Genomic DNA, 26,595 nt, shown 5'->3' with positions numbered 1-26,595 from the left:
CCTCTGAAAGAGCCTCACCCTGATCATTGGACGGTGGATCTAAGGATTCGAAAGAGACCCGAGATCGATCAGGTTTCATGTGCGCCACGAAATCTTCGCTTTGCTCATTCTGTCCTCCTCCGTGCCGCTATCGTGACAACCTCGGCCATGCCGCCCTCCATCGCTACCGTGATAGTCGCGCCGATGGAGTCAGCTGTGCGGCGCATCGGATCAGCGTCGAGATGCGCGTAACGAGCGGTTGTCGCGGGCTTCTTATGCCCAAGCAGCTTGCCGATAATCGGCAATCCGAGTCCGCCGCCGGCGCCGATACTCGCGAATGAATGGCGCAAGTCATGGATGCGCAGGCCCTCAAGCCTCGCAGCCTTCGCCGCCGCCGCCCATGGTTTTTTAAGGTTAACACGGGGCCGACCCACTTTTCCTCCGGGGAACAGATTCAGGGAATTTTTCGATCCCGCGCGCGGGGTTATGCCATTCGCCGACATAGCCCGCCTTTTCAGCCCAGCTATAAAGGGCGCTTAAAATGGCCAGCGTCCTGCTCGCCTGGGTCGGACGGTCACTCATCGATGAATGAAGGAGCGCGACGTCCCGCCGAGGCCGCGATCAGCGCTGCTCTTGAACTCGCACGCGACGGCTCAGCCGCAGCAGCGCAAATCCGAACAGCGGGATGAAGATATCGGTCCAGAAGATGATGCCGGCATTGCCAGGTGCGAAATTATGCGCGGTCACCATCTGATAGAGATGGCCGACAGCCGCCCCCAGCGTGAAGATGCTGGGGCCGAGCACGGCGGCGAGGCGCAGATCATAACTCCGGAATGCCGCGAGCAATCCGACCGCGGCGAAGCCGAGGCTCGCGGTTCCGACCTCGAACTGGAACGGACTCTCGGCCCAGCCGATGAAAGCGGCTGACATCTGACCGAAGAAGACGTGCATGACAAAGTTATAGAAGTTGTCGATGCCGATGCTGAAGAAGACGTACCAGGCGAGGAGCTTTTCGACGACAAGCGACCGGTCTATGGAAGTTCTCGATCGTGCAATAGCAACAAGCGAGACGATCAGCCCGAGCAGGAAGAAACTCAGCGAGTAGTTCGACATCACGAATGCGATGATTGCCTTGATCAGATCAGCCGGCAACAGGGAAATATCCTTCAACGTGCGAGGGAAATGACCGTCGCCCCGGCGCAGATCAACAGAGCACCAAGGGCGACAAGTGAGAGATTAACGTTACGCCATTCAGAGAAAGCCACGGCGCTGACAAGGACAGCGATCAGAGCATTGCTGTTGGTCAACGTCGTGATGATTGAAACCGGCAGTTTCAACACGCCCATCCCATAAGCCATGCAGGCGATCGCCAGTGTCCAGATCGTCCCCATCGTCGCGGCGAGCAGCACGAGCCGGACAGAGGGAATTGGGCTCCCTGTCCGGATGAAGGCCGCCCAACCGAGCAGCGCCACGACGCTGCCTACGACCGCCAGGTAAAGGGGAATGGATGCGCCGGCGTCGAGGCTTGCCCGCATGAATACGGCTCCAAGCCCGAGGCAGACGGCCGGAACAACCCCTCCGACTAGGAGTTCCGAAAGCGTCATGACCGGCCCACCATCATTTGGGGAAGTGCTCGACATGGGTTTCGGCGGTACGGCCGAAATAGACGACGCGGCGGCCCAGAAACGAAACAAGGTATCCCGCGCAGCCTGCGCCTTTCACCTTCTCGCTGAAAGCCACGTAGCTGTAGTCGGCCGGGTCCGCCTGCGCCCATCGCACCAGACGCTCGACCTCGGCAGCGTCAAAGGCAGCGGCGACCTTGCCAGCGGAGGGCTGCAAATCCATCGTTGCGCTGTCGCCGTCCGGCAGATAGCAGGTCTGGCTGTTGCGGCGATAGTCGACCGCATAGCCCTCGAAGCCGGCGGCGATCAGCTTGCCGACAATTTCCGGAAAGCTCAGGCTTCCATCGTGAGCAGCATGCAGGCAGGTTTCGGCAATAGAAATCCGTTCCGCGTCCATGGCGGCTTCCTTTCGTTTCAATATTGATTTGGTCGGCGGGTTCAGTCTACCGGGGTTGCCCTCAGCTCGCGCCGTTCGGCGAGAACTCTCAGGATACGGTCGAGCGTTTCGTGCTCTTCCTTCGTCAACACGCCGAAGAATTCAGCGTCGTTCTCGTCGGCAAGCGATGCCAGGACCGGGATCTTGGCCCGGCCCTCTGGCGTCAGGGACAGGCTGTGAGCGCGCTTGTCCTGCTGGCTCTCCGTCCGCTCAACCAATCCTTTGGCTACCAGCCTTTCCGCAAGTTTACTGATCGCCCCCTTCGTCATACCCATACTTTCGGCCAGAACTGACGGAGGCGTCGGCTCCAAATCGCAGAGCGCCCGCATGAACGACCACTCCGCGACAGTGACATCTTCGCCCGATACCTTGCGCGCGAACTCCTGCGACACAGCGTTTGACGCCATTCGCATCCAGTATCCGGTGTGATCGGTCAGTTCCGAGGCTGAGGTCATGGGGCGCCATTGTTGACTAGGAAACTAACTCGTTTTTGTTTCCTAGTCAACATCATGATTGGAGCCGGATAAACGGGAGCAAGGGGGTCGCGACATACGCGGTCGAGCTTTGTCTGCACCATTGAAACGTCGTCGTTTCCGCTCGCTTTGCCGATCTATCGAGCGGTGGTAGGGAGGAAGGAATGTCTTCTCGCCTTCCGGCGGGATCGAACAAAGGAAAGCCTTCGCTGTGGCTACGAATAGCGCATCGCGTCAAGGTCGGCGATCAGCTTTGGGCCGGTCGGACGCCAGCCGAGCTTCGCCTGCGTTTGCGCGCTGGAGGCAGGCATGTCCATGCCGACGAACATACCCAACCATCCGAAATGCTCGGCGGCTTTTTCCGCTGAAATGCTGACTGTGGGAAGTTTCAGGCCGCGAGCGAGCGCTTCCGCAATCGCGCGCGCTTCGACGCCTTCTTCGCCGACGGCATGGTAACGCGCACCAGCTTCCTTCTTCTCGATTGCTAGGAGGTAAAGGCGCGCTACATCGCTCAAATGACCGGCAGGCCAACGGTTGCGCCCTTTACCCACATAGGCAGACACCCCTTTTTCCCGCGCGATCGCGACGAGCGGCGAGATCAGTCCTTGCTTGAACGTGTTGTGAACCTGCGGCAGCCGCATGACCGAAACATTGACGCCTGCATCCAGCAGTTCGTTCCCAGCCAGTTCGGAGGCGATGCGCGGAGTGGGATGGCCGGCGTCAAAGACATCCTCGGTCGCCGGTTGACCGTGCGTACCGCCGCCCACGCCGGCGCCGGAGGTAACGAGCAGGGGCCGGTCGGAACCCTTCAGGACGGAGCCAAGCGCACCGATGACGCGGCGGTCCTTTTCGCAATTCTCCACGAATTTCGAGAAGTCATGATCGAACGCGGTGTGAATCACGGCATCGGCTTTCGCCGCGCCGCTGCGGATAGTATCCAAATCCTCCAGCGCACCGCGGTGAACCTCGGCGCCGGCGGCGGCGAGCGACTTGGCGCCTTCGTCGGACCTTGTCATGCCGATCACCTGGTGGCCAGCCGTGATGAGCTCCGCCAAGACTGCAGAACCGATGAAGCCTGTGGCTCCCGTCAGAAAGATACGCATCCTTATTCTCCTTTTTGAATTCCATTTCCTCCAGTATGGTCGATATGGTATCATGTTAAAGTAGTTACATTATCCTATTATAATGACTAACAGGCTTGCCATGCCAGCAGAGACCGACAACACCCTCGCTGCCTTTTTGAAGGATCGCCGCGCCCGGCTCGATCCCGCCGCATTCGGATTCTCGGGGCGCAGGCGAACTCCAGGCCTGCGGCGGGAAGAGGTGGCGCAACGCTCCAATATCAGTTCGACCTGGTACACGTGGCTGGAGCAAGGACGTGGCGGCGCGCCTTCCGCAGATGTGCTGAATCGTCTCGCGACCGGCCTCATGTTGACCGAGATCGAGCGCGAACATCTTTTTATTCTTGCTTTGGGACGACCGCCGGAGATGCGTTACAAACCCACACTGGGCGTGACGCCGCGGCTCCAGCGCTTGCTGGACTGCTTCGATGCATGCCCAGCGTTTATCAAAACAGCGACATGGGATGTCGTCGCTTGGAATCGCGCCGCTGCGATCGTGCTGACGGACTACGGCAAGCTACCCGCGCACCAGCGCAACATCCTGCGTCTCGTTTTTGGCGATCCCGCCCTACGCGCCAAGCAGAGCGACTGGGTAGGCATGGCGCGATTTTTAGTCGGCGCGTTTCGGGTTGACGCCGCTCGCGCTGGCGCCGTCGCGGAAGTGACAGAGCTTGTGGACGAACTTTGTCTAAAGAGCCCAGAATTTGCAAAATTCTGGAAGGAAAACGACGTTTACGCTCCCAGCGATGGCGTCAAACACTTGCAGCATCCGGAACTCGGCACATTTGCAATGGAGTATTCCGCCTTCGCCGTCGATGGACGGCCCGATCTCGGACTGCTGGTCTACAATCCCCTGGATGATCAGGTCAAAGATCGCATTCGCGTGCTTGTCAAGCAAATGAACAAGCGCGCTTAGTTACTATTGGAGAAGCGAGTTATCCCGTGGAGCCAGCCGAAATCTGCTTCATAGAAGGGCTTGCGCCGCGACAGCTCATCAGCCAACGCGGTCGCGTGGTTGAATTCAATCTTGGTTTTAGCCGACGCCGCAATCGACGACAAACAATTAATATGACGCAGACAATCACATGCGAGCGCCCAGCTTCATCCTGTCGGGCGCGCCACTAAGATCAACAAGTCAGGGCTCCGTTTTGGTCGACTTTCTTCCCTGGGCGCTCCCAACTCGATAAAGCCGGCGTCATGGCGGTGGCGTCACCATGGAGGACGCACTGTTTCGTTGCTTCCCCAACCTTGGGACAATCAAGGGCCCCTCGGCGCGCCTTCATCCGCCAAACTGAACCTTTAAAAGCTCCAAGGCGTTGGGAACGCGCAATTTGCAGACAACGTTCTGATTGGCGAACCATGCCTTCCATTCGCGTCGGTTCCGAAAGCAGCGCTCCTTTGCGCCACTCCGCGCCGACCACATGTTCGGCAAGCAAAGGATCGTTCTGGTCTTGTCCAAAGCCCCGCTGCGCAAGCAGCCTGATCCAGAAGCGATCCGGACGTTGTCTCGAAATCGCGAGTCGCCATGGCTGTCCTGTGACGACGCCGCAGCCAACATAGCCCACACCTTTTTGATAAGCGACGATTTGATGACCGGGAGAGAGTTTGCCGAGAACGCCTTTCTAATAAAAAGAAATACACTATTGAGAAAAGCCGATTAAATGTGATCCGTTCTCGCGCAAAACTGCCGGCGATCGACAGTCTCCGGAAAATGAAATACTATTTTTTGAATCACATCAAAAATAAACAGCAAAGACCTTCTTGATGCCCCGCAAAAAAGGCTCGATCGGCGCCGATACCGCAAACGCCATCTATACGTCAGGCACTCGCTTGATCGCAACGCACGGGTTCGAGGCGATGAGCTTGCGACAATTGGCAGCGGACGTTGGAATACAGGCGTCGTCCTTGTATAATCACATTCTTAACAAGCATGCTCTCCTCCACGGCATCATGCTCAACTACATGCGGGACCTCCTCGACAAAGCCGCCGCAGAAGTGCCGCCGAAGGGCGAGGCTGCGGAGCAGCTTCGGCTGTTCGTGGCGTTCCATGTCCGTTTCCACATGACGCGGAATGAAGACCTCAGAATCATCAATCAGGAACTGAGAAGCCTTGAAGCTGCGCAGAGGGTCGAAATCGTCGCGATGAGAGACGACTACGAGAAGATACTCGAGGGCATCTTGAGACGCGGCGTGCGCAGCCGCGTCTTCCGCATCAAGGATATTCGCGTGACCACCTTCGCCATCATAGCGATGCTGACTGGAATAGCCGCCTGGTGGCGCCCCGATGGCCGTCTTCCGGTCGATGATCTCGTCGCGTTGCATCAAGATCTCGTCTTGAGGTCGGTCGGCGCCCGCTGAAAGCGCTTGCCAGGCCGCCCGCTTTTGCCCTATTTAGCTAACGGTCGTTCGTTAGTTAGTTGGTTGGTCACGGGCGAGAGGCGTCGTTATCGCTTCGCCAAGCTCCAGGGAGCGTCAATGCGGCTCAATTCGTCCCTCGATACGAAGTCGGAACTATTCCGGCGGAATCGCGACCGCAACACCCAGCTTGGCGAGCTGCTGCGTTCGACGGTCGCCAAGGCGGCGCTCGGCGGCCCGCAATCGGCCAGACAGCGCCATGTCGCGCGCGGCAAGCTGCTGGCGCGCGATCGGATCGATCGCTTGCTCGACGTCGGAGCGCCGTTTCTGGAAATCGGCCAGCTGGCCGCCCACGGCCTCTACAGCAATGAGGCTCCCGGAGCCGGAGTGGTGGCCGGAATCGGGCGCGTGCGCGGCCGCGAAGTCATGATCGTCGCCAATGATGCGACCGTCAAAGGCGGCGCGTATTTTCCGCTCACCGTCAAGAAGCATCTGCGCGCGCAGGAGATCGCCCTGCAAAACGAATTGCCCTGCGTCTACCTTGTCGATTCAGGGGGAGCAAACCTGCCGTATCAGGCCGAGGTCTTTCCCGACCGCGAACACTTCGGACGCATTTTCTTCAATCAAGCGAACATGAGCGCGCAGGGCATCGCGCAGATCGCTTGCGTGATGGGCAGTTGCACGGCGGGCGGAGCCTACGTCCCGGCGATGAGCGACGAAACCATCATCGTCCAGGGGCTGGGTAAGGAAAGTCAGGGAACAATCTTTCTGGCCGGGCCGCCGCTCGTCAAGGCGGCGACAGGCGAAGTCATTACCGCGACCGAACTCGGCGGCGCCATGACGCATGGCCGCCGGTCCGGCGTCGTCGATCATGTCGCGAACGATGATGTGCATGCGCTCGAGATCGTTCGCTCGATCGTCGGCACCTTGAGACCACAGAAGGCGCCTCGTCTCGAGATCCTCGATCCGCGCCCGCCGGCGCATGATCCGAATGATATTTATGGAATCATTCCCGAGGACGTCAGGGCGCCCTACGACGTGCGCGAGATCATCGCACGTTTGGTAGATGGTTCGAGCCTGCACGAATTCAAACCCTTGTATGGCGCGACGCTGGTGTGCGGCTTTGCGCATATCTGGGGTTTTCCGGTTGCGGTTCTCGCGAACAACGGCGTGCTCTTTTCGGAAAGCGCCCTCAAGGGCGCTCACTTCATCGAGCTCGCATGCCAGCGGGGCATTCCCCTGATCTTTTTACAGAACATCTCGGGCTTCATTGTCGGCGGCGGCTATGAGGCCCGCGGAATCGCCAAGGACGGCGCAAAGCTCGTCACAGCCGTTGCGACCGCGAGCGTGCCGAAATTCACTGTCCTCATCGGCGGTTCTTTCGGGGCGGGGAATTACGGAATGTGCGGGCGCGCCTATGCGCCGCGCATGCTGTTCACCTGGCCGAATTCACGAATCAGCGTCATGGGAGGCGAACAGGCCGCGAGCGTCCTGTCTACCGTCCGCCGCGAGGCGCTTGAAGCGGCCGGCAAGACCGCGGAAACGGATGATGAAACATCTTTCAAGGCGCAAATCCGGCAGCGCTACGAAGATGAGGGCAATCCCTATTTCGCCACGGCGAGGCTGTGGGACGACGGAATCATCGATCCGCTGCAAACCCGCGATGTTCTTGGACTGGCCGTGTCGGCCGCGCTGAACGCCCCGATTCCCGAAACTCCGCGCTTCGGCCTCTTCCGGATGTAATCGCCCATGATTGGCTCGTTACTCATTGCGAACAGGGGCGAGATCGCCTGTCGCATCATTCGCACCGCCCGGCGCCTCGGCGTCAGAACTCTGGCGGTATTCTCCGAGGCCGATTGCGACGCCCTGCATGTGCGGCTGGCCGATCAGGCCGTCTGCCTCGGCGGCGCGACGGCAAGGGACAGCTATCTCGCAGGCGACAAGATCATCGAAGCAGCCATCCGCACGGGGACGCAAGCCATTCATCCCGGCTACGGGTTCCTGTCCGAGAATGCCGAGTTCGCCGAAGCGGTCGAGCACAACGGGCTCATCTGGGTCGGACCGCCGGCGGCGGCGATTCGCGCCATGGGCCTCAAGGACGCCGCGAAGGCCCGCATGCTCGAGGCCGGCGTCCCCGTCACGCCAGGCTACCTTGGCGAGGACCAGAGCGAAAAACGCCTCGCCGCTGAAGCGGAAAAACTCGGCTTTCCTGTTCTGATCAAAGCCGTGGCCGGCGGCGGCGGCAAGGGGATGCGCAAGGTCGAGCGAATCGAGGATTTCCTCGACGCGCTGGCGTTATGTCGTCGCGAAGCCGGCGTGGCGTTCGGCGACCAGCGCGTCATGCTCGAGACCTATGTGCAGCGTCCGCGTCACATCGAAGTGCAACTGTTCGCGGATTGCTTCGGCAATGTCGTGCATCTGTTCGAGCGCGACTGCTCGCTGCAGCGGCGCCATCAGAAAGTGATCGAGGAGGCGCCGGCGCCCGATATGCCGGACGAGGCGCGCGCCGTCATCCATGAAGCGGCCGTGCGCGCCGCGCGCGCCATCGGCTATCGCGGCGCCGGCACGGTGGAGTTCATCGCCGACAGCTCAAAGGGACTGCGGGCCGACGCGATCTATTTCATGGAGATGAACACAAGGCTGCAGGTCGAGCATCCCGTGACGGAGATGGTGACGGGACAAGATCTCGTCGAGTGGCAGCTCCGGGTGGCGTCGGGCGAGGCGCTCCCGCTGCGGCAGGAGCAGATCACACTGAGCGGCTACTCCATCGAGGCGCGGCTCTATGCCGAAGATCCGCTGACCGGCTTTCTGCCGTCGATCGGACCCTTGCAGCGCTTTCGCACGCCGGCCAGGATTCGCGTCGACGCCGGGGTGGAAGAAGGCGGCGAGGTCACGCCGCTCTACGATCCGATGATCGCCAAGCTGATTGTCCATGCGCCGACGCGCAAACTGGCGGCCGAGCGACTGGCGGATGCAACGGCGCGCGTGGAGGTCTGGCCAGTCAAAACCAACGCCGGCTTCCTGACGCGCGCGCTCAGGCATCCAGATTTCGTCAATGGCAAGGTGCATACCGGATTTATCGCGGAGCATCTTGACGCTCTCCTGCCCAACGCGTTGCCGAGCGACGAAGTCCTGCTGGCGGGAGCCGCAGCGTCCCTGGCCCAGACCCGCGCGGCGGTCAAGGGGCCCCTCTCCGGCATTGAAGGCTTCCGGCTCAATGGCGCCCACGTCAAGAAAGCAAGACTGGTGCTCGGCCGCAAGGAGATCGTCGTTCCGGTCGATCGGGAAAGCGCTCTCGCCACCCTGGCCGTTGCTGACCAGATCATCGTCTTCGAGGATGGACAGGCCTTCACGTTCGACACCGAGCTGACGCAATTCGGCGAGCCCGAGTCCGACGCCGACGGCACGATCATCGCGCCGATGCCCGGCCGGATCGTCGCCCTTGCGACGACTTCCGGCGCGAGCGTGAAGAAGGGTCAGCTTCTGATCACGCTGGAGGCCATGAAGATGGAGCACGCGATGAAGGCCCCGTTCGACGGCGTCGTCGACCAACTCGGCATCGAGGAAGGGGAGCAGGTCAAAGAAGGCATGCTCCTCATAGCGCTGCGCAGGACGGACAATGACGGGACGATTTTATGAAGAATGGGCGCTCGGGGAGCGCCTTGTCCATCCGCTCCGGCGGACGGTCACGGAGACCGACAATTTGCTCATCAGCGCGTTGACGCATAATCCGCAGCCACTGCATCTCGACGCAGTGGCGGCGGGGGCCAGCGAGTTCGGGCAAATTCTTGTGAACGGAACCTTCACCTTCGCCCTGCTCGTCGGCGTCAGCGTCGCCGAGACGACGCTTGGCACGCTGATCGCCAATCTCGGTTACGATCGCGTCAAAATGCCAAAGCCGGTGTTTATCGGCGATACGCTTCGCGCCGAAACGCTGCTGGCGGAACTGCGCGAGAGCAAGTCGAGGCCCGATGCGGGCATCGTTGTTTTCCATCACAAGATGTTCAATCAGCGGGACGAATGCGTGTGCGAGTGTCTGAGGACCGCCCTGCTCAAACGGCGTCCGTCATGACGCCGCGCTCATGGCTTTTTGTGCCCGGCGATTCGTCGAGGAAACTCGAGAAAGCAGCGTCCGCCGGCGCCGATGCGCTGATCATCGACCTCGAGGATTCGGTGGCCGATTCCGGAAAGGAAGAGGCGCGCCGGGCGACCGCGGCTTATCTGGCGTCGAGCGGGCGCGCCGCGTCGATGTGGGTGCGCGTCAATCCGCTTTCATCATCCTGTGTTGCCGATGTCCATGCCGTCGCGTGCCCCGCGCTGGCGGGGGTTGTCCTTCCCAAATGTGAAGGCGGCGCAGATCTCGCGAGGCTCGGCGACATACTTCTGGCCGTCGAAAAGGAGCGTGGACTCGATCCGGGCCATATTCGCGTTTTGCCGATTGTCACGGAAACCGCCGCGGCGATCTTTCTGATGAACAGCTTTGCTCCAGCGCCGCCGCGCATGGCCGGCATGACATGGGGGGCGGAAGATCTTTCAAGCGCCGTCGGCGCCAGCAGTCCGCGCGATGACGCCGGCGAGCTGACCATGCCCTATCAAATGGCGCGATCATTCTGCCTCTTCGCGGCGGCGGCGGCAAATGTCGCGGCGATCGAAACCGTCTATCCAAACTTCAGGGACCTCGCCGGACTTGCAAATTATGCCGCGCGGGGCCGGCGCGACGGTTTCAGGGGAATGATGGCGATCCATCCGTCGCAGGTTCCAATCATCAATCAGGCGTTCGCCCCAAGCGATGAAGAGGTCCGGAGAGCGTCCGAAATCATCGCGCTTTTTGCAAACCAGCCAGGGGCCGGAACGCTCGCGCTGCGTGGCGAAATGATCGACCGGCCGCATCTCAGGCAAGCGCAAAACGTCCTGGCAAGGGCGCAGCAAGGAGAGCCGGACGGTTCTGCGAAAACGCCCCGACCAAAGTCTCGTCTTTGACGAAAAGCGCCCGGATCTGAGGCTTTCAACACGAATATTCCGCTGCGACGGATTACGGACCTCCCGACAGGATTGCAGATCTATAAGACGCGGCTGCGCGCTCGGGCTCGGATCACGGCGGCGACGGCGGCGATCGCAATCCGCGCCCATGCTCGCCTTCGGGCCAACGGCGACGCCGTCGCGGCCGGCAAGACGCCCGAAGCGCGCGGCGCGGCGCTATCCGCCCGGCATGATAAATTTCCAAAGCCCCTAAAATATCACTTGCTGTTTCCTACTAGGATCGCTAATTTCTTCGCAAGAAACATGGCGGGAGTCATTCGGGCGATGTGCGGCATTGTAGGATTGTTTCTGAAAGACAGGGCTCTGGAGCCAGAACTCGGAAGGCACCTTGCCGTCATGCTTGAAACAATGACGGCGCGGGGTCCTGACAGCGCGGGCTTTGCGATCTATGGCGAACGCGCGCCGGACGCGACCAAGATCACCTTGCGCGCGCCGGCCGATTTCGACGTCGCGCTATTTGCCGCCGAGCTCAACGCCGTGCTCGATTTTGACGCCGAAATCATCCAGCGGAGCACGCATCTCGTGCTCGTTGCGCCAAGTTCGGCCGAACAGCGCGCGCTCGCCGCGGTCAAGGCGCTCGCGCCGCAACTGACCGTGAGCTCGGTTGGCGCGCATATGGAGCTGTACAAGGAGGTCGGCCTTCCCGCTGATGTGGCGCGACGGTTCGATCTTGCCGGAATGTCTGGCACGCATGGCGTCGGTCATACGCGGATGGCGACCGAATCGGCCGTCACCACAGCCGGCGCGCATCCCTTTTCGACGGGCAAGGATCAGTGCCTCGTGCACAATGGTTCGCTGTCGAACCACAATCTGATGCGGCGGCGCCTTTCGCGCGAGGGCGTTTCCTTCGCGACCGAAAACGATAGCGAAGTCGCCGCTGGCTATCTGTCCTGGCGGATCCGCGAAGGCGATAGCCTCGGGGAAGCGCTCGAAGCTTCGCTGAAGGAACTCGACGGGTTCTACACTTTCGTCGTCGGCACCGACACGGGGTTCGGGGTGTTGCGTGATCCGATCGGCTGCAAGCACGCCGTCATGGCCGAGACCGATCAATATGTCGCCTTTGGCACCGAATATCGGGCGCTCAGCGCCTTGCCGGGAATCGAGCACGCCCGAATTTTCGAACCAGACCCCGCCACTGTCTATTTCTGGGAGCGCGCAGCATGACCACGGAAGCTCCCGCGAAAACCTTCGACCTCGCCACGAGCTCCGTGCGTGAACTCAACCAGTTCCTGCACAGGGTCAAGGAGGGGGCCAATCTGCCCCGTTGGCGCGTTCTCAATCCGCGCGGCGTTCACGCCATCGCGGCCGGCGTCGACGCTGACGTGACCATAGAGATCGACGGCGACGTCGGCTATTATTGCGCCGGCATGAACAAGCAGGCGACCGTCATCGTCAACGGCAACGCAGGCCTTGGTCTTGGCGAGAACATGATGTCGGGCCTCATCTATGTGAAAGGCGACGTCAGCCAGGCGGCCGGGGCGACCGCGCATGGCGGCGCGATCGTGATCGAGGGCAATGCCTCCGGGCGCTGCGGCATTTCGATGAAGGGCGTTGACATTCTCGTCAAAGGTTCGATCGGTCCGATGTCCGCCTTCATGGCGCAGGCTGGAACGCTCACTGTCTTCGGCGACGCCGGCGAGGCGCTCGGCGACTCGATCTATGAGGCGAAACTTTACGTTCGCGGCTCGGTCAAGAGCCTTGGCGCCGACTGTATCGAGAAACCGATGGAGGATATCCATCGCGCGGAGCTTTACGAAAGACTGAAGCTCGCCGGCGCGGCGGGCGAGGTCGATATCGGCGACTTCAGGCGCTATGGCTCGGCGCGCGCCCTGTATCATTTCCACGTCGACAATGCGGGGGCCTATTGATGAACGACCAGACTCGCGTCCCGCGGACCCTGCCGCGCTTTTCAGCGACCTTCGATCCGCAGACAACGTCGGAAATCCGGCGCGCGGCGGCGACCGGCATCTACGATATTCGCGGCGGCGGCGCCAAGCGCAAGGTTCCTCATTTCGACGATCTGCTTTTTCTCGGCGCCTCAATGTCGCGCTATCCGCTTGAAGGATATCGCGAGAAATGCGGCACGTCGGTCGTACTCGGCGCGCGTTTCGCCAGGAAGCCGATCGAGCTGAAAATTCCCGTCACCATCGCGGGCATGAGTTTTGGTTCGCTGTCGGCCCAGGCCAAGGAAGCGCTCGGACGCGGCGCTTCCGCCGTCGGGACCTCGACGACCACCGGCGACGGCGGCATGACGCAGGAAGAGCGCGGCCATTCGTCGATCCTCGTCTATCAATATCTGCCCTCGCGCTATGGCATGAACCCTGACGATCTGCGCCGCGCCGACGCGATCGAAGTGGTGGTCGGCCAGGGCGCGAAGCCCGGCGGCGGCGGCATGCTGCTTGGCCAGAAAATCTCGAAGCGCGTCGCGGCGATGCGCACGCTGCCGGAAGGCATCGACCAGCGCTCCTCGTGCCGCCATCCTGACTGGACCGGCCCGGACGATCTCGAAATCAAGATCGAGGAGCTGCGCGAAATCACCGATTGGGAGAAGCCGATCTATGTCAAGGTCGGCGCCTCGCGGCCCTATTACGACACAGCTCTCGCGGTGAAGGCGGGCGCCGACGTCATCGTGCTTGACGGCATGCAGGGCGGCACGGCGGCGACGCAGGAAGTCTTCATCGAGCATGTCGGCATTCCGATTCTCGCGGCGATCCGGCCCGCTGTGCGCGCGTTGCAGGACCTTGGCATGCATCGCAAGGTCCAGCTCATCGTGTCGGGCGGCATCCGCAACGGCGCCGATGTCGCCAAGGCCCTGGCCCTTGGCGCGGATGTCGCCTCGATCGGCACCGCGGCGCTGATCGCTCTTGGCGACAACGACCCGCGTTTTGAGGCCGAATATCAGGCGCTCGGCACGACGGCAGGAGCTTATGATGATTGGCATGAAGGCCGCGATCCCGCGGGCATCACGACGCAGGATCCGGAACTCGCAAAGCGGCTCGACCCCGTCGCGGCCGGCAGAAGGCTCGCGAACTACCTTTCGGTGTTGACGCTCGAGGCTCAGACCATCGCCCGCGCGTGCGGCAAGAGCCATGTGCATAATCTCGAGCCCGAAGACCTCGTCGCGCTGACGGTCGAGGCGGCGGCGATGGCCGGCGTTCCGCTGGCCGGAACGTCATGGATTCCGGGAAGCCCGGTGGGCTAAACTTTGGCGTCGCGAGCAAGACTGCGCATCAACAGGGCGGATCTATCATGTCGAAGCTTCTATCCGAAGTCGCCAAGGAGCGCGGCGTCAAGAATTTCCTCGTTTCCTACACTGACCTGTTCGGCACGATGCGCGCCAAGCTGGTGCCGGCCCGGGCGATCGACAAGATGGCCCGCGACGGCGCGGGATTTGCGGGCTTCGCGACATGGCTTGATATGACGCCCGCCATGCCCGATCTGTTTGCGGTGCCTGATCCCGCAAGTCTGATCCAGCTGCCGTGGAAGCGCGAAGTCGCCTGGCTCGCCGCCGATCTCTATATGGACGGCAAACCGGTCGAGCAGGCGCCGCGCGGGGTTTTAAAGAGCCTGATCGGCAAGCTCGGCGAACTCGGCTATGAGATGCGCGCCGGCGTCGAATGCGAGTTTTTCCTGCTCGCGCCGGATGGGACCTCAATCGCCGACGGCGCCGACAAGCAGACGAAATCCTGCTACGACCAGCTGGCGCTGATGCGCCGCTACGACGTCATCACCGAGATCTCCGAAGCGATGGACGAGCTCGGCTGGAATCCCTACCAGAGCGACCATGAAGACGCCAACGGCCAGTTTGAAATGAACTGGGAATATGACGAGGCGCTGAAGACAGCCGATCGCCACGCCTTCTTCAAATATATGGTGAAGTCGCTGGCGGAAAAGCACGGCATGCGCGCCACTTTCATGCCAAAGCCCTTCGCCGCGCTGACGGGCTCGGGTTGCCACTCGCACGTCTCGCTGTGGCGCGGCGAGGACAACGCCTTCGAGGACGAAAAAGGCGAACTTGGCGTCTCCGACCTTGGCTATCGATTCCTTGGCGGCCTCATGGCCCACGCCGACGCGCTCTGCGCGCTCACCAACCCGACCATCAATTCCTACAAGCGGCTTAGCGCTCCGCGCACCGTGTCTGGGGCGACCTGGGCCCCTGCCTCGGTCACCTACACCGGCAACAACCGCACGCATATGATCCGCATCCCGGAAGGCGGGCGCTTCGAGTTCCGACTAGCCGACGGATCGGCCAATCCTTATTTGCTGCAGGCGGCGATCCTCTGCGCGGGTCTCGACGGTCTCAAAACCAACCGGCATCCCGGCGAGCGGTCTGATTTCGATATGTACGCCGAGCCGCATAAATGCAACGGCGCGAAACGGCTGCCGCAGAATTTGCTCGACGCCCTGCGCCTGTTTGAATCCTCGCCCGTCGTCAAGGAAGGCCTTGGCGAAGCCTTTGTCTCGTCCTACGCCAAGATGAAGCATCAGGAATGGCAGGACTTTACCCGTTATCTGACGGATTGGGAGCGTGAACAGACGCTCGACTGCTGATCGGACGCGGCGGCGATCGCCGCGTATGATCTTCTTCAGGTCTGCTTTCCGCGGGCCATCGCGCCTGCTACGGCGAGGCGCGCACAGGATATGACGCATGACATTCTCCGGCTTTCAGCTACTCAGGAACGCGCTGAACGGCGGGACCGGCTGGACGCCGCACTGGCGCAAGGCCGAACCGAAACCCGCCTATGATGTCGTGATCGTCGGCGGCGGCGGCCATGGCCTTGCCACCGCGCATTATCTCGCCAAGGATTTCGGCGTAAATAATGTCGCGGTGATCGAGAAGGGCTGGATCGGCTCCGGCAATGCCGGGCGCAACACGACCATCATCCGCTCGAACTATCTGCTGCCCGGCAACATCCCCTTCTATGAGCTTGGCATGAAGCTATGGGAAGGGCTGGAGCAGGATCTCAACTACAACGCCATGGTCTCGCAGCGGGGCGTGCTCAATCTCTGCCATAGCGACGCGCAGCGCGACGCCTTCGCGCGCCGCGGCAACGCCATGCGCCTGCATGGCGTCGACGCCGAGTTGATCGACCGCGAAGCGGTGAGAGGCATGGCGCCCTATCTCGATTTCGACAACGCGCGCTTTCCGATTATTGGCGGCCTCGTCCAGCGACGCGGCGGCACGGCCCGTCATGACGCCGTGGTGTGGGGCTATGCCCGCGCGGCCGATAAGCGCGGCGTCGACATCATCGAGAATTGCGAAGCGACTGGGCTCCGGAGCGAAGGCGGCAAGATTGTCGGCGTTGAAACTACCAAGGGGTTTGTCGGCGCAAATCGTGTCGGCCTGTCGGTCGCCGGCAACTCCTCGCGCGTCGCTGCTCTTGCCGATATGCGGCTGCCGATCGAGACCTATGCGCTCCAGGCGTTCGTCACGGAAAGCATCAAGCCGCTGATTGATTGCGTCGTCACCTTCGGCGCTGGGCATTTCTACATTTCGCAATCGGACAAGGGCAGCCTCGTCTTCGGCGGCGACCTCGATCCCTTCCCGTCCTATGCGCAGCGCGGCAGCCTCCATGTCTTTTCCGACGTCGCGGAAAACGCCATGGCGGTGATGCCGATGCTCGGGCGGCTGCGCATTCTGCGCAGCTGGGGCGGCGTCATGGACATGAGCATGGACGGCTCGCCGATCATCGACGCAACGCCGATCGAAGGGCTGTTCTTCAACGGCGGCTGGTGTTATGGCGGGTTCAAGGCGACGCCAGCGGCGGGCTTCTGTTTCGCGCATCTGATCGCCAAAGGCGAGCCACATCAGGCCGCGGCGCCCTTCCGGCTTGACCGCTTCGCGACCGGGCGCGTCATCGATGAAAAAGGCGTTGGCGCAACGCCAAATCTACATTGAGCGCGGCCCGCGCCGCATATCAACAAGGCTAGATGCATGCTGATCAACTGTCCCTATTGCGGACCCCGTGATCTTCTGGAGTTCACGGTCAAGGGAGAAGCGCGCGCGCGGCCGGACGCCGCCGCCGATCTCGATAGCGAGGCATCGCGCGCGGGTTTCGTCGACGCCGTCTACCTCCGTGACAATCCCGCCGGGCGCCACAAAGAGCACTGGCTGCACGCCTCCGGCTGCCAGAGCTGGCTTGTGATTGAGCGCGACACGCGAACGCATGAGATTTTTGGCGCGTCCCTCGTCGCAAGCGACGCGGAAGGCGCAAAATCATGAGCGGCTTCCGGTTGGCGGACGGCGGGCTGATCGACCGCTCGCGTCCGCTGAAATTCACTTTCGACGGCAAAGCCTATACGGGATATGCGGGCGACACGCTCGCCTCGGCGCTCCTCGCCAATGGCGTCAGGCTTTTTGGCCGCTCCTTCAAATACCACCGTCCGCGCGGCGTGCTCTCGGCCGGCCATGAGGAGCCAAATGCGCTGGTCGAATTGCGCGAAGGCGCGCGGCGCGAGCCGAACGTCAAGGCGACGGCGGTCGAATTATATGACGGCCTCGTTGCGCGCAGCCAGAATCGCTGGCCCTCGCTGGCCTTCGACGCCATGGCGGTCAACGGCCTGCTGAAGCCAATCTTCTCGGCGGGCTTCTACTACAAGACGTTCATGTGGCCGGCGTCCTTCTGGGAGAAACTGTACGAACCCGTCATCCGGCGCGCCGCCGGCCTTGGCCGCGCCAGCGGCGTCGAAGACCCGGACACATATGAACGCTCGAACGCTTTTTGCGATGTGCTCGTGGTCGGCGCCGGGCCTGCCGGTCTGATGGCGGCGCTGACCGCCGCGCGAGCCGGGGCGGACGTCATCCTTTGTGAGGATCAGCCGCGCGTCGGCGGCCAGCTTCTGTCCGATCGCGAGTTCATCGACGGCAGGCCTGCGCCCGAATGGGCCGTCTCCGCCGCCGCCGAACTGGCCGCGCTGCCGAACGTGCGGATCATGCTGCGCACAACCGTCACTGCCGCCTTCGACGGCTGCTTCGCGGCGCTGGAGCGCGTTTCGGATCATTATCCGGAGCCGTCCGCATTCCAGCCGCGCCAGCGTTTCTGGCGCATCGTCGCCAAGCGCACGATCCTTGCTGCGGGCTCAACCGAGCGGCCGCTTGCCTTCCCGGACAATGACCGGCCGGGGATCATGTTGTCTTCCGCCGTGCGGACCTATCTCAACCGCTTCGGCGTCGCCGCCGGGCGCGTGGCGGCGATCTACACATCAACCGATGATGGATGGCTCACGGCGCGCGATTTTCTGCGCGCGGGTTTGACGCCTGTTGTGCTCGTCGATACGCGCGCGAGCGCCCCCGCCGCCTTTGCCGATGTGGCGAAGGCGGTTCCCATCATGCTCGAAGGCGCAGTCCTTGGGACGGAGGGCGCCAAAGGCCTCAGCGCGATCATCGTTGCGGCGGGCGGGGCGCAGAAGCGATTTGAGGTCGACGCGCTGGCCGTGTCGGGCGGCTTCAATCCTGCGATCCAGCTTGCCAGCCATTTCGGCGGCAAGCCGAGCTGGTCCGAAAATATTTCGGCCTTCCTCGCAGGCGGGACGGCTCAGGGCGTCGAGCCGGCCGGAGCCGCGGCCGGCGTATTCGGGCTCGCGGAGATTTTCGCCGAGGCGGCGGCGGCGGGCGCCGCGTGCGCGGCGGCGCAGGGTTTTGCCGCGCCCGCGCCAAAGCTGCCGACCGTCGCGCAGACCTCGACGGCCGGCTCGCTCGCAGCATGGCGGCCAAATCCAGCCAAGGACGGCAAGATTTTCGTCGATTTCCAGCATGACGTCACGGCCTCCGACGTCGTGCTCGCCCATCGCGAGGGCTATCGCTCGGTCGAACATCTGAAACGCTATACGACGCTCGGCATGGCGACGGAGCAGGGCCGCACCGCCAATATCTCAGCGCTGGCGATGATGGCGCAGTTGACGGGGCGCACCATCCCCGAGACGGGCGTGACGCTGGCGCGGCCGCCGGTGGTTCCGCTCGCGCTTGGCGCGGTCGCCGGCGATCATCGGCGCGGCGCCTTTCGGCCCGTGCGGGAAACGGCGATCCACGCTCTTTCCAGCGAGGCCGGCGCGCCCTTCGTCGACGTCGGCCAGTGGAAGCGGCCGCAATATTTTCCCATTCCCGAAGACGCGGACCTCGCCGCGACCGCCGCCCGCGAGGTCGAAACGGTGCGCACCCGCGTTGGCGTCACCGACGTCTCGACGCTCGGCAAGATCGAAGTCTTGGGCGCGGACGCCGGCGTCTTCCTCGACCGGGTCTGCGCGACGCGCGCGAGTGCAATCCGGCCGGGCCGCTGCGGCTATTTCGTCATGCTGCGCGAAGACGGCTTCATGATGGACGACGGGATGATCGCGCGCTTCGCGCCGGACCATTTCCTCGTCTACGCCTCGACGGCGCACGCCGCTTCCGTCTACCGCCACATGTTGTTTTGCCGTCAGGCGCTGTGGCCGGAGCTTGACGTCAACCTCGCGGCGGTCACGGACGGCTGGGCGCAGTTCGCCATCGCCGGGCCGCGCTCCCCTGCCGTCGTGCAGGCGCTGGTCGATGCGCCGCGCGCCATCACGCGGACGGTCTTTCCGCCGATGTCGGCGGCAGAGCTCACGATCTGCGACGGCGTCCCGGCGCGGCTCTGCGCGCTCTCTTTTTCGGGCGAGCGCGCCTTCGAGGTCGCGGTCCCCGCCGGCTACGGCGCCGCGCTGTTCAGGCGCATTCTGGACGTTGGCGCCGCCTATGGCATTGCGCCCTATGGCAGCGAAGCGATGGGCGTGATGCGCATCGAAAAGGGCCATCCGGCGGGCTCCGAAATCAATGGCCAGACGACCGCCTATGATCTCGGCCTCGCCCGCGCCCTTTCGAAGGACAAGGATCATATTGGCCGCGTGCTGTCGGCGCGTCCGGCGCTGAACGATCGCAAACGCGCGCGTCTCGTCGGCCTGACGCCGCTCGACCCGAACGATCGGTTGCGCGCCGGCGCCCATGTGGTTGAAACAGGCGTCGCGCCTTCGGCCGCAAGCGATCTCGGCTGGCTGAGCTCTGCCGCCTGGTCGCCGACGCTGCGCTCCTTCATCGCGCTCGGCTTCGTCTCCGGCGGTCCCGACCGGCTCGGCGACGAGGTCCGCATTTTTGACCCCGTCCGTGGCGGCGATTGCGCGGCGCGGATCGTCGCGCCCTGTTTCTACGATCCAAATGGCGAGCGCCCGCGTGTCTGACTCATTTACCCTCCCCGGCCTCGCGCTGGATCTCGTCCCCCATTATCTCCGTCCCGGCCGCAGTGGGCCGCCCGGCGCTTCGGGCGTTGTCCTCACATTGATCGCCGACGAAGACCGCTTCAATATCGAGGCGCGCCGGGGCAGTGCGGCGCAGCTGTTGGCGTCGCTTGCGAACAGCTTTGGCGCGGCCCCCGTCAACGGGCCGAAAACCATCGCGGCGGGCGGCTTCGATTTCGTTGGGGTAGGCCCTTCGCGCTGGCACGCCATTTCGCGCGGCGACGGGCGAGCAGAGCGGCGGGCGGCGCTTGCCGCGGCCGCGCTTGAAAGCGCGACCGTGCTCGACGTCTCGCATGGCTTCGTCACGTTCCAGCTTTCGGGGCGAAGCGTCGTCGAGGCGTTGGCGAAGTTGGCGCCGATCGATCTTGGCGAACAAGGTTTCGCGCCTGGCGCCTGCGCCATGACGCAAATCCACGGCATGAGCGTGCAGCTTCGGCGCAGGCTCGATGGCGGATTTTATGAATGCGCCGTTCCGCGCAGCTTTGCCGGCAGCCTATATCATGCGTTGACGGACGCTGCGCTTCGTTTCGGGTTGACGGTCGAGCCGGCGCAAGCCGTGATCTGATCTTTCGCGAAAGCCGAGGGGCTTCCTGTGGCCGGGTGTTTTCATTCGGCCGGGAAGCAGGCTAAACCGACTCGCGAGTCTTAATGTTTTGGCGAGGGAGACGCATGCATGGCCGATGTCCGCGTGATTTGCGCGATCGGACGGCGGGGACAGCTTGGCCTCAACGGGCGCCTGCCGTGGGAAGGCAACCCCGGCCGCGAATATAAGGCCGACGTCGCGCGCTTCTTCGATCTGACGCGCGGCCATGTGCTGATCGCGGGGCCCCGCACCATCGCCTCTTTTCCCGATTGGGCGCGGCCGGAGCGCACGCTCGTCGCCGTGCGCTCGAGCGATGAACCCGAAGAGGTGATTGGCCGTTTCCCAGGCCGCGTCATATTTATCGGCGGCGGGCCCCCGGTGTGGAGCGCCTATGCCCGCTTCGTCATCCATTGGGACGTGACGAAGCTGCCCTATGACGGCGAAGCCGACCGCTATCTCGATCCGGCCTGGCTCACCGCCGGGTGATCGAACGCAAGGAAAGACAAGGGATGGCCACGGAGCCGACCGGAAAAACGGCGCTGATCGTCGGCGCGTCGCGCGGCCTTGGCCTCGCCATGGCCGAGGCTTTTCTCGCGCGCGGCTGGCGCGTCATCGCCACCTTGCGGGGAACGGCGCGGACGCAACTCCATGATCTTGCCGCCACGGCCGGCGGCGCGTTGGAGATCGAAACGCTCGACGTCACGTCGCAGGATGAGCTCAAAGCGCTGGCGCAAAAATTGGCGGGCCGCAAGCTCGATCTGCTGTTCGTCAACGCCGGCGCGCTCGATGATCCGCCAAAACCGATCGGCGAAGTCACGACGGACGAGTTCATACGGCTCATGTTGACCAATGCGCTCGGCCCGCTCCGGGTCGTCGAGGCGTTGAAAGGCTTCGTTCCGCGCGATGGCGCGATTGGCGTGATGTCCTCCGGGCTCGGCAGCGTCAGCCGCAATGTCGGCGGCGGCTATGAGGCCTATCGCGGCACAAAGGCGGCGCTGAACACCATGATGCGCTCCTTCGCCGCGCGGGCGGGAGGCGAGCGCGCCATTCTTGTCATGGATCCCGGCTGGGTGCGCACGGATATGGGCGGGGCCAATGCAGAGCTTGCCGTCGAGGAGAGCATCCCGCGCCTTGTCGACACGATCCTCGCGAACGCCGGAACGCCGGGCGCAAAATTTCTCAATTATCGCGGCGAAACCGTGCCCTGGTGAGCGGCCTCAACTTGTCCTAAGCCCGGCGGCGGACATCAGGGCGCGCAGCAGAAGCGCGACCACGCCAAGAGCGGCGACGCTCGCGCTCCAGATGAGGACCAGCCAGCCGACCCGGCGCAGCCAGAGCTTTCCCGGGCCGGACACGCGAGACTCCGTCTCGCGGCTCAATGATAGCCGTCTCCGACCTTCACCTTGCCGCGGAAGACGTAATAGGACCATGCGGTGTAGGTCAGAATGATCGGAACAATGAACAACGCGCCGACGAGAGCGAAGCCAAGGCTTTGCGGCGGCCCGGCGGCGGCCCGGATCGAAAGGTCGGGCGGGATGATGTTCGGCCAGAGGCTGATGCCAAGCCCGCTATAACCGAGGAACAGCAGAAGCAGCGCGAGCACGAAGGGGGCGGAATGCGTATCCCGCTTGAGGAAATGGAGAATGCCGAAGGCTGCGGCGAGGACGAGAACGGGAACCGGCGCAAAGAAGAATAGATCGGGCAGAGTGAACCAGCGCTTGAACACGGCCGGATGGGCGAAGGGCGTCCAGATGCTGACGATGGCGATGACGGCGAGCAGCGTCAGGGTGATCGGCCGCGCCAGTTCGATCATGCGCCGCTGCAGATCGCCTTCGGTCTTCATGATGAGCCATGTCGAGCCGAGCAGCGCATAGGCGACGGTGAGGCCGACGCCGGTGAAGAGGCTGAACGGCGTGATCCAGTCGAAGGCGCCGCCAGTATAGGAAGGGCCCTCCACCTTGAAGCCATTGATCAGCGAGCCGAGCGCGACGCCCTGAAAGAACGTCGCCGTGTAGGAGCCCCAGGCAAAGGCGTGGGTCCAGAACCATTTGTGATCCGGGTCCGCCTTGAAGCGGAATTCGAAGGCGACGCCGCGCCAGATCAGCCCGGCGAGCATCAGCACGAGCGGCAGATAAAGGGCGCTGAGCACGAAGGAATAGACGATCGGAAAGGCAGCGAGCAGCCCGGCGCCGCCCAGCACCAGCCAGGTTTCATTGCCGTCCCATACGGGGGCGACCGTGTTCATCATGCAATCGCGGTCCCTGTCGTCCTTGACGAAGGGAAAAAGGATGCCGATGCCGAGATCGAAGCCGTCCATGACCACATACATCATGAGGCCGAAGGCGATGATCACGGCCCAGATGATCGGTAGATCAATGCCCATCGCGTGGTCTTTCAAAAAAGCGCTGGCGGATGATGAATTGCGTCGTCAGATCGAAATGTCCGGAGCGGCCGAGAGCGGCCGCGAGGGCCGCTCATGCAGCGGGGTATTGCCGCTGAGGTCGATATCGGGCGTCGGCCGGTCGGGGCCAAGGTCCTGCGGCCCGACGGCGATCAGCTTCAGCATGTAGTAGAGGCCGGTTCCGAACACGATGAAATACATCACGATGAAGACGCCGAGCGTCAGGCTCAGCGCCAGCGCCGAATGGTTCGACACCCCCTCGGAGGTGCGCATCACGCCATAGACGACCCAGGGCTGCCGGCCGATCTCGGTGGTCAGCCAGCCGGCGAGAATGGCGAGGGTGCCGGACGGACCCATGACCACGGCGAAGCGCAGGAACAGCCGCGAATCATAAAGATCGCCCCTGAACCGCTGCCAAAGGCTCCAGAGCCCGAGCAGCAGCATCAGCATGCCAAGCCCGACCATGATGCGGAAGGTCCAGAATACGACGGTCGAATCCGGCCGGTCGGCGGCGGGGAATTCGGAGAGGCCGCGGATCTGGCCGTCCCATTCATGGGTCAGGATCAGGCTGCCGAGGTGGGGAACCTCCAGCTTATATTCGGTTTCCTGCTTGGCCATGTTCGGCCAGCCGAACAGGATCAGGGGAAACCCCTTGGCGCCCGGCTCATTGCGCCAATGGCCCTCGATGGCGGCGATCTTGGCCGGCTGATACTGCAGCGTGTTCAGCCCATGCTGGTCGCCGATCTCGATCTGGATCGGCGCGACGATGAGGACCATCCACATCGCCATAGAGAACATCTTGCGCACCCGCGCCGTGTTCTCGCCCCTCAAAAGATGCCAGGCGCCCGAGGCGCCGACGAGCAGCGCGGTGGCGAGATAGGCCGCAACCGTCATATGCGCAAGCCGGTAGGGAAAAGATGGGTTGAAGATCACCTTCAGCCAGTCGACCGGCACGACCCGCCCGTCGATGATCTCAAATCCTTGCGGCGTCTGCATCCAGCTGTTCGAGGCGAGAATCCAGGTCGCCGAGACAAGCGTGCCGAGGGCGACCATGAGGGTCGCGAAGAAATGCAAGCCAGGTCCCACCCTGTTCCAGCCGAACAGCGCGACGCCGAGAAAGCCGGCCTCGAGAAAAAAGGCGGTCAGCACCTCATAGGCGAGCAACGGACCCGTGACGCCGCCGGCAAAGGCCGAGAAATAGCTCCAGTTGGTGCCGAACTGATAGGCCATGACAAGGCCGGACACGACCCCCATGGCGAAGTTCACGGCGAAGATTTGCGACCAGAAACGATAGAGGTCGCGATAGGCCCTGTCCTTCGTCCACAGCCAAAGCCCCTCGAGCACAGCGAGATAGCTCGCAAGGCCGATGGTGATCGCCGGAAAAATGATGTGAAAGGAGACGGTAAAGCCGAACTGGATGCGGGCGAGATCGAGAGCGCTCAAGCCAAGCATTAACGGGCCCTTTATTAGCTTCTTCGACGGTCGGTCGCTGCGACGCTTTCGCCCGGGGCGGCCAGAATTTCGCGGACTATAATGGAAGAGTGCGGCCTTGTATCAAGCAGGTCCGCGAAAAAATCGCTCCCGCCGGCAGCGGAGGAGGCCGGCGGCGGTCAACGCCCCCCAACCCGAGGGGAAGATCGTGGACGAAGGCCACGCGCCGCGACGACGGGACGCGGGGCTGGCTTATGTCGATCGATGTCGATCAGCCTTTGCGGATCTTCGCGCGGCGGTTTTTCAGCTTCGTCCGCTCGTTCTGGACGTGCGCTTTCTTGAGCAGGTTCATGCCGATTTCGGGGCTTGGCTCACCGTCGATATTGATGGTGGCGAGCTTTTCATCGATTGCCGCGATCGCCGAGGTGATATCGGCCGCCTCGGCGGCGGCGAAGGCGGCGCTTTTCAATCTGACGCCGACCGCCTCGCCGTTCTCCTCGATAAAAGTGATTCCGGCCTTGTCGAACGCCGCCACAAGCTTGATGGCGATTGCCGAGCCGCCATCGATCTCGGCGTCCTCTACCTGGAGCTGCTTGATTTTGGCCAGCGACGCGCCGGCCTCCTCGGCCAGTTGCTCCTGCGACCAGTCGAGCAGCGCGCGGGCCGCCTTGATCTGGCGGATTGAAATTTTGGAGGGCGTCAAGGCGATGTTCCTTCTGATGCCAAAATATAGCATGAGAGCGCGCGGCAAAGCTGATGTTTTCGGAGCGCGCGCCGCATCCTGCGCCGCGGCCGATCGCTCGCCAATGGCTGGGCGAGAAACTGCGACTAGGGCGCGACTGCGCCGTTCTCCTTTTTCCAGGCGTCAAGGCCGCCCGCAATATGGCGGGCGCTTTTGAAGCCGGCGTCCTGCGCGGCCTGCACGGCCATCGCCGAGCGCTCGCCGAAAGCGCAGTAAAACAGGATTGTCTTGCCCGACGCAGCCAGCTCATGCAGCGCGCCGCCGGGACGGATGCTTTCCTGCAGGTCCGGATAGGGCGCATGCAGCGACCCCGGAATGATTCCGTGCTTTTCGCGCTCGCGCTTCTCGCGCAGATCGACAATCGCAATGTCGGAGCGCCCGACGAGCGCGAGCGCCTCGGCCGCCTGCGCCGCCCAGCCCTTGCGCGCAATCTCCTCCTGGTGGAGGCCGACGCGCATATTGGCCGGGACCGCGACGTCCATCATTTTCGGGTTGGGCAGGTTGAGGTTGTTCATGAGGTCGACATATTCGTCGACGGAGCGGACCTTGAGGCGAGGATTGAACAGTCTTTCTTCGCCGATGGTCGACACGGTGTCCCCCTTATAGTCATGCGCTGGATAGACAAGCGTCTCGTCCGGCAATTTCAGCAGCCGGTCGAAGATCGAGTGATATTGCGCGCGCGGGTCGCCATTTTGGAAATCGGTGCGCCCGGTGCCCCGGATAAGCAGCGTGTCGCCGGTAAAGACGCGGCCCTCAAGCAAGAAGGAATAGGAATCGTCCGTGTGGCCCGGCGTAAAAAGCACGTCGAGGCTCAAACCTTCGATGTCGATGCGGTCGCCTTCGGCGACGCGCATGGAGACCACGTCGGCTTTGGTCTGTTCGCCCATCACCGTTACGCAATGCGTGCGGTCGCGCAATGCGCCAAGGCCCGTGACATGGTCGGCGTGCAAATGGGTGTCGACGGCTTTGACGAGCTTGACGTCCAGCTCGTCAACGAGCTGCAGGTAGCGGTCAACCTTTTCCAGCACGGGATCGATGATCAGCGCCTCGCCACCCGGCCGGCTGGCGAGGAGATAGGTATAAGTGCCGGAAACATGATCGAAGAGCTGGCGGAAGATCATCGGCGGCTCCTGTGATGTTCCGATTCAATAGGTTTGGCGGGAACA

27 protein-coding genes are annotated in these 26,595 nt (G+C 62.8%); 16 read left to right on the top strand and 11 right to left on the bottom strand.

The genetic code is table 11. The annotated features are described in order from the left end of the window. Positions 1–104: 104 nt before the first annotated feature. From CR492_RS12265 to CR492_RS12240, 6 genes are all read right to left on the bottom strand, one after another. Entirely contained in the window at positions 105–482 is a 378-nt protein-coding gene (locus CR492_RS12265) for a tyrosine-type recombinase/integrase (RefSeq protein ID WP_102844040.1), read from the bottom strand. Between the two features lie 118 nt (positions 483–600). Continuing rightward, positions 601–1,131, bottom strand: coding sequence for a DUF6790 family protein (locus CR492_RS12260; RefSeq protein WP_348626715.1), 531 nt, complete (start codon positions 1,129–1,131; stop codon positions 601–603). A 14-nt stretch (positions 1,132–1,145) separates the two neighbouring features. Continuing rightward, positions 1,146–1,583 (bottom strand): hypothetical protein, encoded by a 438-nt coding sequence (locus CR492_RS12255; RefSeq protein ID WP_102844039.1) that lies wholly within the window; start codon positions 1,581–1,583, stop codon positions 1,146–1,148. A gap of 13 nt (positions 1,584–1,596) precedes the next feature. Beyond that, complete coding sequence (locus CR492_RS12250; RefSeq protein WP_102844038.1) at positions 1,597–1,998, bottom strand: DUF1398 domain-containing protein; 402 nt, start codon at positions 1,996–1,998, stop codon at positions 1,597–1,599. A gap of 41 nt (positions 1,999–2,039) precedes the next feature. Beyond that, entirely contained in the window at positions 2,040–2,492 is a 453-nt protein-coding gene (locus tag CR492_RS12245) for a MarR family winged helix-turn-helix transcriptional regulator (protein WP_180982529.1), read from the bottom strand. Between the two features lie 233 nt (positions 2,493–2,725). Next, positions 2,726–3,613, bottom strand: a complete 888-nt coding sequence (locus tag CR492_RS12240) for an SDR family oxidoreductase (protein ID WP_102844037.1) — start codon at positions 3,611–3,613, stop codon at positions 2,726–2,728. Between the two features lie 100 nt (positions 3,614–3,713). On the opposite strand from CR492_RS12240, the gene CR492_RS12235 reads away from it, so the two are divergent. The 16 genes from CR492_RS12235 (at position 3,714) to CR492_RS12155 (ending at position 22,066) form a co-directional block, all read left to right on the top strand. After that, positions 3,714–4,547, top strand: coding sequence for a helix-turn-helix transcriptional regulator (locus CR492_RS12235; protein WP_102844036.1), 834 nt, complete (start codon positions 3,714–3,716; stop codon positions 4,545–4,547). Between the two features lie 848 nt (positions 4,548–5,395). After that, positions 5,396–5,989 (top strand): TetR family transcriptional regulator, encoded by a 594-nt coding sequence (locus tag CR492_RS12225; protein WP_102844034.1) that lies wholly within the window; start codon positions 5,396–5,398, stop codon positions 5,987–5,989. Positions 5,990–6,106: 117 nt separating this feature from the next. Next, complete coding sequence (locus tag CR492_RS12220; RefSeq protein WP_102844033.1) at positions 6,107–7,729, top strand: carboxyl transferase domain-containing protein; 1,623 nt, start codon at positions 6,107–6,109, stop codon at positions 7,727–7,729. Positions 7,730–7,735: 6 nt separating this feature from the next. Further along, entirely contained in the window at positions 7,736–9,625 is a 1,890-nt protein-coding gene (locus tag CR492_RS12215; RefSeq protein WP_102844032.1) for an acetyl/propionyl/methylcrotonyl-CoA carboxylase subunit alpha, read from the top strand. Then, entirely contained in the window at positions 9,606–10,058 is a 453-nt protein-coding gene (locus CR492_RS12210) for a MaoC family dehydratase (protein WP_102844031.1), read from the top strand. Before CR492_RS12215 ends, CR492_RS12210 begins: the two co-directional genes overlap by 20 nt. Further along, positions 10,055–10,966, top strand: coding sequence for an HpcH/HpaI aldolase/citrate lyase family protein (locus CR492_RS12205; RefSeq protein ID WP_102844030.1), 912 nt, complete (start codon positions 10,055–10,057; stop codon positions 10,964–10,966). The genes CR492_RS12210 and CR492_RS12205 overlap by 4 nt, the downstream gene beginning before the upstream one ends. A 324-nt stretch (positions 10,967–11,290) precedes the next feature. Beyond that, positions 11,291–12,190, top strand: coding sequence for a class II glutamine amidotransferase (locus tag CR492_RS12200; protein ID WP_102844081.1), 900 nt, complete (start codon positions 11,291–11,293; stop codon positions 12,188–12,190). After that, positions 12,187–12,894, top strand: coding sequence for a protein glxC (locus tag CR492_RS12195; RefSeq protein ID WP_102844029.1), 708 nt, complete (start codon positions 12,187–12,189; stop codon positions 12,892–12,894). Before CR492_RS12200 ends, CR492_RS12195 begins: the two co-directional genes overlap by 4 nt. Further along, positions 12,894–14,228: an FMN-binding glutamate synthase family protein gene (locus CR492_RS12190; RefSeq protein WP_102844028.1), complete on the top strand. Its 1,335-nt coding sequence runs from the start codon at positions 12,894–12,896 to the stop codon at positions 14,226–14,228. Before CR492_RS12195 ends, CR492_RS12190 begins: the two co-directional genes overlap by 1 nt. Before the next feature lie 47 nt (positions 14,229–14,275). Further along, on the top strand, positions 14,276–15,577 hold the full coding sequence (glnT, locus tag CR492_RS12185) for a type III glutamate--ammonia ligase (protein ID WP_102844080.1): 1,302 nt from the start codon (positions 14,276–14,278) through the stop codon (positions 15,575–15,577). Between the two features lie 97 nt (positions 15,578–15,674). Continuing rightward, the gene (locus CR492_RS12180) at positions 15,675–16,925 is read left to right on the top strand and encodes a sarcosine oxidase subunit beta family protein (RefSeq protein WP_102844027.1); all 1,251 of its coding nucleotides are present in this window, start codon (positions 15,675–15,677) and stop codon (positions 16,923–16,925) included. Positions 16,926–16,961: 36 nt separating this feature from the next. Beyond that, on the top strand, positions 16,962–17,249 hold the full coding sequence (locus CR492_RS12175) for a sarcosine oxidase subunit delta (protein ID WP_102844026.1): 288 nt from the start codon (positions 16,962–16,964) through the stop codon (positions 17,247–17,249). Then, the gene (locus tag CR492_RS12170; protein WP_102844025.1) at positions 17,246–20,215 is read left to right on the top strand and encodes a sarcosine oxidase subunit alpha family protein; all 2,970 of its coding nucleotides are present in this window, start codon (positions 17,246–17,248) and stop codon (positions 20,213–20,215) included. The genes CR492_RS12175 and CR492_RS12170 overlap by 4 nt, the downstream gene beginning before the upstream one ends. Continuing rightward, positions 20,208–20,837 (top strand): sarcosine oxidase subunit gamma, encoded by a 630-nt coding sequence (locus tag CR492_RS12165; RefSeq protein WP_180982528.1) that lies wholly within the window; start codon positions 20,208–20,210, stop codon positions 20,835–20,837. Before CR492_RS12170 ends, CR492_RS12165 begins: the two co-directional genes overlap by 8 nt. Positions 20,838–20,945: 108 nt before the next feature. Beyond that, complete coding sequence (locus CR492_RS12160; protein WP_102844023.1) at positions 20,946–21,341, top strand: dihydrofolate reductase; 396 nt, start codon at positions 20,946–20,948, stop codon at positions 21,339–21,341. 23 nt (positions 21,342–21,364) lie between these two features. Further along, positions 21,365–22,066 (top strand): SDR family NAD(P)-dependent oxidoreductase, encoded by a 702-nt coding sequence (locus tag CR492_RS12155; protein ID WP_102844022.1) that lies wholly within the window; start codon positions 21,365–21,367, stop codon positions 22,064–22,066. Between the two features lie 6 nt (positions 22,067–22,072). On the opposite strand, the gene CR492_RS12150 is transcribed toward CR492_RS12155, so the two are convergent. The 5 genes from CR492_RS12150 to CR492_RS12130 form a co-directional block, all read right to left on the bottom strand. Beyond that, complete coding sequence (locus tag CR492_RS12150) at positions 22,073–22,210, bottom strand: DUF2474 domain-containing protein (RefSeq protein ID WP_102844079.1); 138 nt, start codon at positions 22,208–22,210, stop codon at positions 22,073–22,075. Positions 22,211–22,230: 20 nt separating this feature from the next. Next, positions 22,231–23,238 carry a cytochrome d ubiquinol oxidase subunit II gene (cydB, locus tag CR492_RS12145; protein ID WP_102844021.1) on the bottom strand — a complete coding sequence of 336 codons (1,008 nt, stop codon included), beginning with the start codon at positions 23,236–23,238 and terminating at the stop codon, positions 22,231–22,233. A 45-nt stretch (positions 23,239–23,283) separates the two neighbouring features. Further along, complete coding sequence (locus tag CR492_RS12140) at positions 23,284–24,708, bottom strand: cytochrome ubiquinol oxidase subunit I (RefSeq protein WP_102844020.1); 1,425 nt, start codon at positions 24,706–24,708, stop codon at positions 23,284–23,286. Positions 24,709–24,958: 250 nt separating this feature from the next. Continuing rightward, entirely contained in the window at positions 24,959–25,390 is a 432-nt protein-coding gene (locus CR492_RS20810; RefSeq protein WP_180982527.1) for a hypothetical protein, read from the bottom strand. 125 nt (positions 25,391–25,515) lie between these two features. Further along, on the bottom strand, positions 25,516–26,550 hold the full coding sequence (locus tag CR492_RS12130) for an MBL fold metallo-hydrolase (protein ID WP_102844019.1): 1,035 nt from the start codon (positions 26,548–26,550) through the stop codon (positions 25,516–25,518). Positions 26,551–26,595 lie beyond the last annotated feature (45 nt).

Source organism: Methylocella silvestris (genome assembly GCF_002891535.1).
In the GTDB taxonomy this organism is placed as follows: Bacteria; Pseudomonadota; Alphaproteobacteria; order Rhizobiales; family Beijerinckiaceae; genus Methylocapsa; species Methylocapsa silvestris_A.
Note: the sequence above shows the minus strand (reverse complement) of the source record. Positions and strands in the feature narration are given on the sequence as shown.

Bases quoted from the DNA above. Each gene is read 5' to 3' on its own strand.
- CR492_RS12265 (WP_102844040.1), bottom strand. From the start codon at position 482: ATGTCGGCGAATGGCATAACCCCGCGCGCGGGATCGAAAAATTCCCTG.
- CR492_RS12180 (WP_102844027.1), top strand. From the start codon at position 15,675: ATGACATTCTCCGGCTTTCAGCTACTCAGGAACGCGCTGAACGGCGGG.
- CR492_RS12205 (WP_102844030.1), top strand. From the start codon at position 10,055: ATGACGCCGCGCTCATGGCTTTTTGTGCCCGGCGATTCGTCGAGGAAA.
- CR492_RS12225 (WP_102844034.1), top strand. From the start codon at position 5,396: ATGCCCCGCAAAAAAGGCTCGATCGGCGCCGATACCGCAAACGCCATC.
- CR492_RS12240 (WP_102844037.1), bottom strand. From the start codon at position 3,613: ATGCGTATCTTTCTGACGGGAGCCACAGGCTTCATCGGTTCTGCAGTC.
- CR492_RS12140 (WP_102844020.1), bottom strand. From the start codon at position 24,708: ATGCTTGGCTTGAGCGCTCTCGATCTCGCCCGCATCCAGTTCGGCTTT.
- CR492_RS12175 (WP_102844026.1), top strand. From the start codon at position 16,962: ATGCTGATCAACTGTCCCTATTGCGGACCCCGTGATCTTCTGGAGTTC.
- CR492_RS12170 (WP_102844025.1), top strand. From the start codon at position 17,246: ATGAGCGGCTTCCGGTTGGCGGACGGCGGGCTGATCGACCGCTCGCGT.
- glnT (WP_102844080.1), top strand. From the start codon at position 14,276: ATGTCGAAGCTTCTATCCGAAGTCGCCAAGGAGCGCGGCGTCAAGAAT.
- CR492_RS12250 (WP_102844038.1), bottom strand. From the start codon at position 1,998: ATGGACGCGGAACGGATTTCTATTGCCGAAACCTGCCTGCATGCTGCT.
- CR492_RS12190 (WP_102844028.1), top strand. From the start codon at position 12,894: ATGAACGACCAGACTCGCGTCCCGCGGACCCTGCCGCGCTTTTCAGCG.
- CR492_RS12255 (WP_102844039.1), bottom strand. From the start codon at position 1,583: ATGACGCTTTCGGAACTCCTAGTCGGAGGGGTTGTTCCGGCCGTCTGC.
- cydB (WP_102844021.1), bottom strand. From the start codon at position 23,238: ATGGGCATTGATCTACCGATCATCTGGGCCGTGATCATCGCCTTCGGC.
- CR492_RS12245 (WP_180982529.1), bottom strand. From the start codon at position 2,492: ATGACCTCAGCCTCGGAACTGACCGATCACACCGGATACTGGATGCGA.
- CR492_RS12130 (WP_102844019.1), bottom strand. From the start codon at position 26,550: ATGATCTTCCGCCAGCTCTTCGATCATGTTTCCGGCACTTATACCTAT.
- CR492_RS12200 (WP_102844081.1), top strand. From the start codon at position 11,291: ATGTGCGGCATTGTAGGATTGTTTCTGAAAGACAGGGCTCTGGAGCCA.
- CR492_RS12195 (WP_102844029.1), top strand. From the start codon at position 12,187: ATGACCACGGAAGCTCCCGCGAAAACCTTCGACCTCGCCACGAGCTCC.
- CR492_RS12220 (WP_102844033.1), top strand. From the start codon at position 6,107: ATGCGGCTCAATTCGTCCCTCGATACGAAGTCGGAACTATTCCGGCGG.
- CR492_RS12215 (WP_102844032.1), top strand. From the start codon at position 7,736: ATGATTGGCTCGTTACTCATTGCGAACAGGGGCGAGATCGCCTGTCGC.
- CR492_RS12235 (WP_102844036.1), top strand. From the start codon at position 3,714: ATGCCAGCAGAGACCGACAACACCCTCGCTGCCTTTTTGAAGGATCGC.
- CR492_RS12210 (WP_102844031.1), top strand. From the start codon at position 9,606: ATGACGGGACGATTTTATGAAGAATGGGCGCTCGGGGAGCGCCTTGTC.
- CR492_RS12160 (WP_102844023.1), top strand. From the start codon at position 20,946: ATGGCCGATGTCCGCGTGATTTGCGCGATCGGACGGCGGGGACAGCTT.
- CR492_RS12155 (WP_102844022.1), top strand. From the start codon at position 21,365: ATGGCCACGGAGCCGACCGGAAAAACGGCGCTGATCGTCGGCGCGTCG.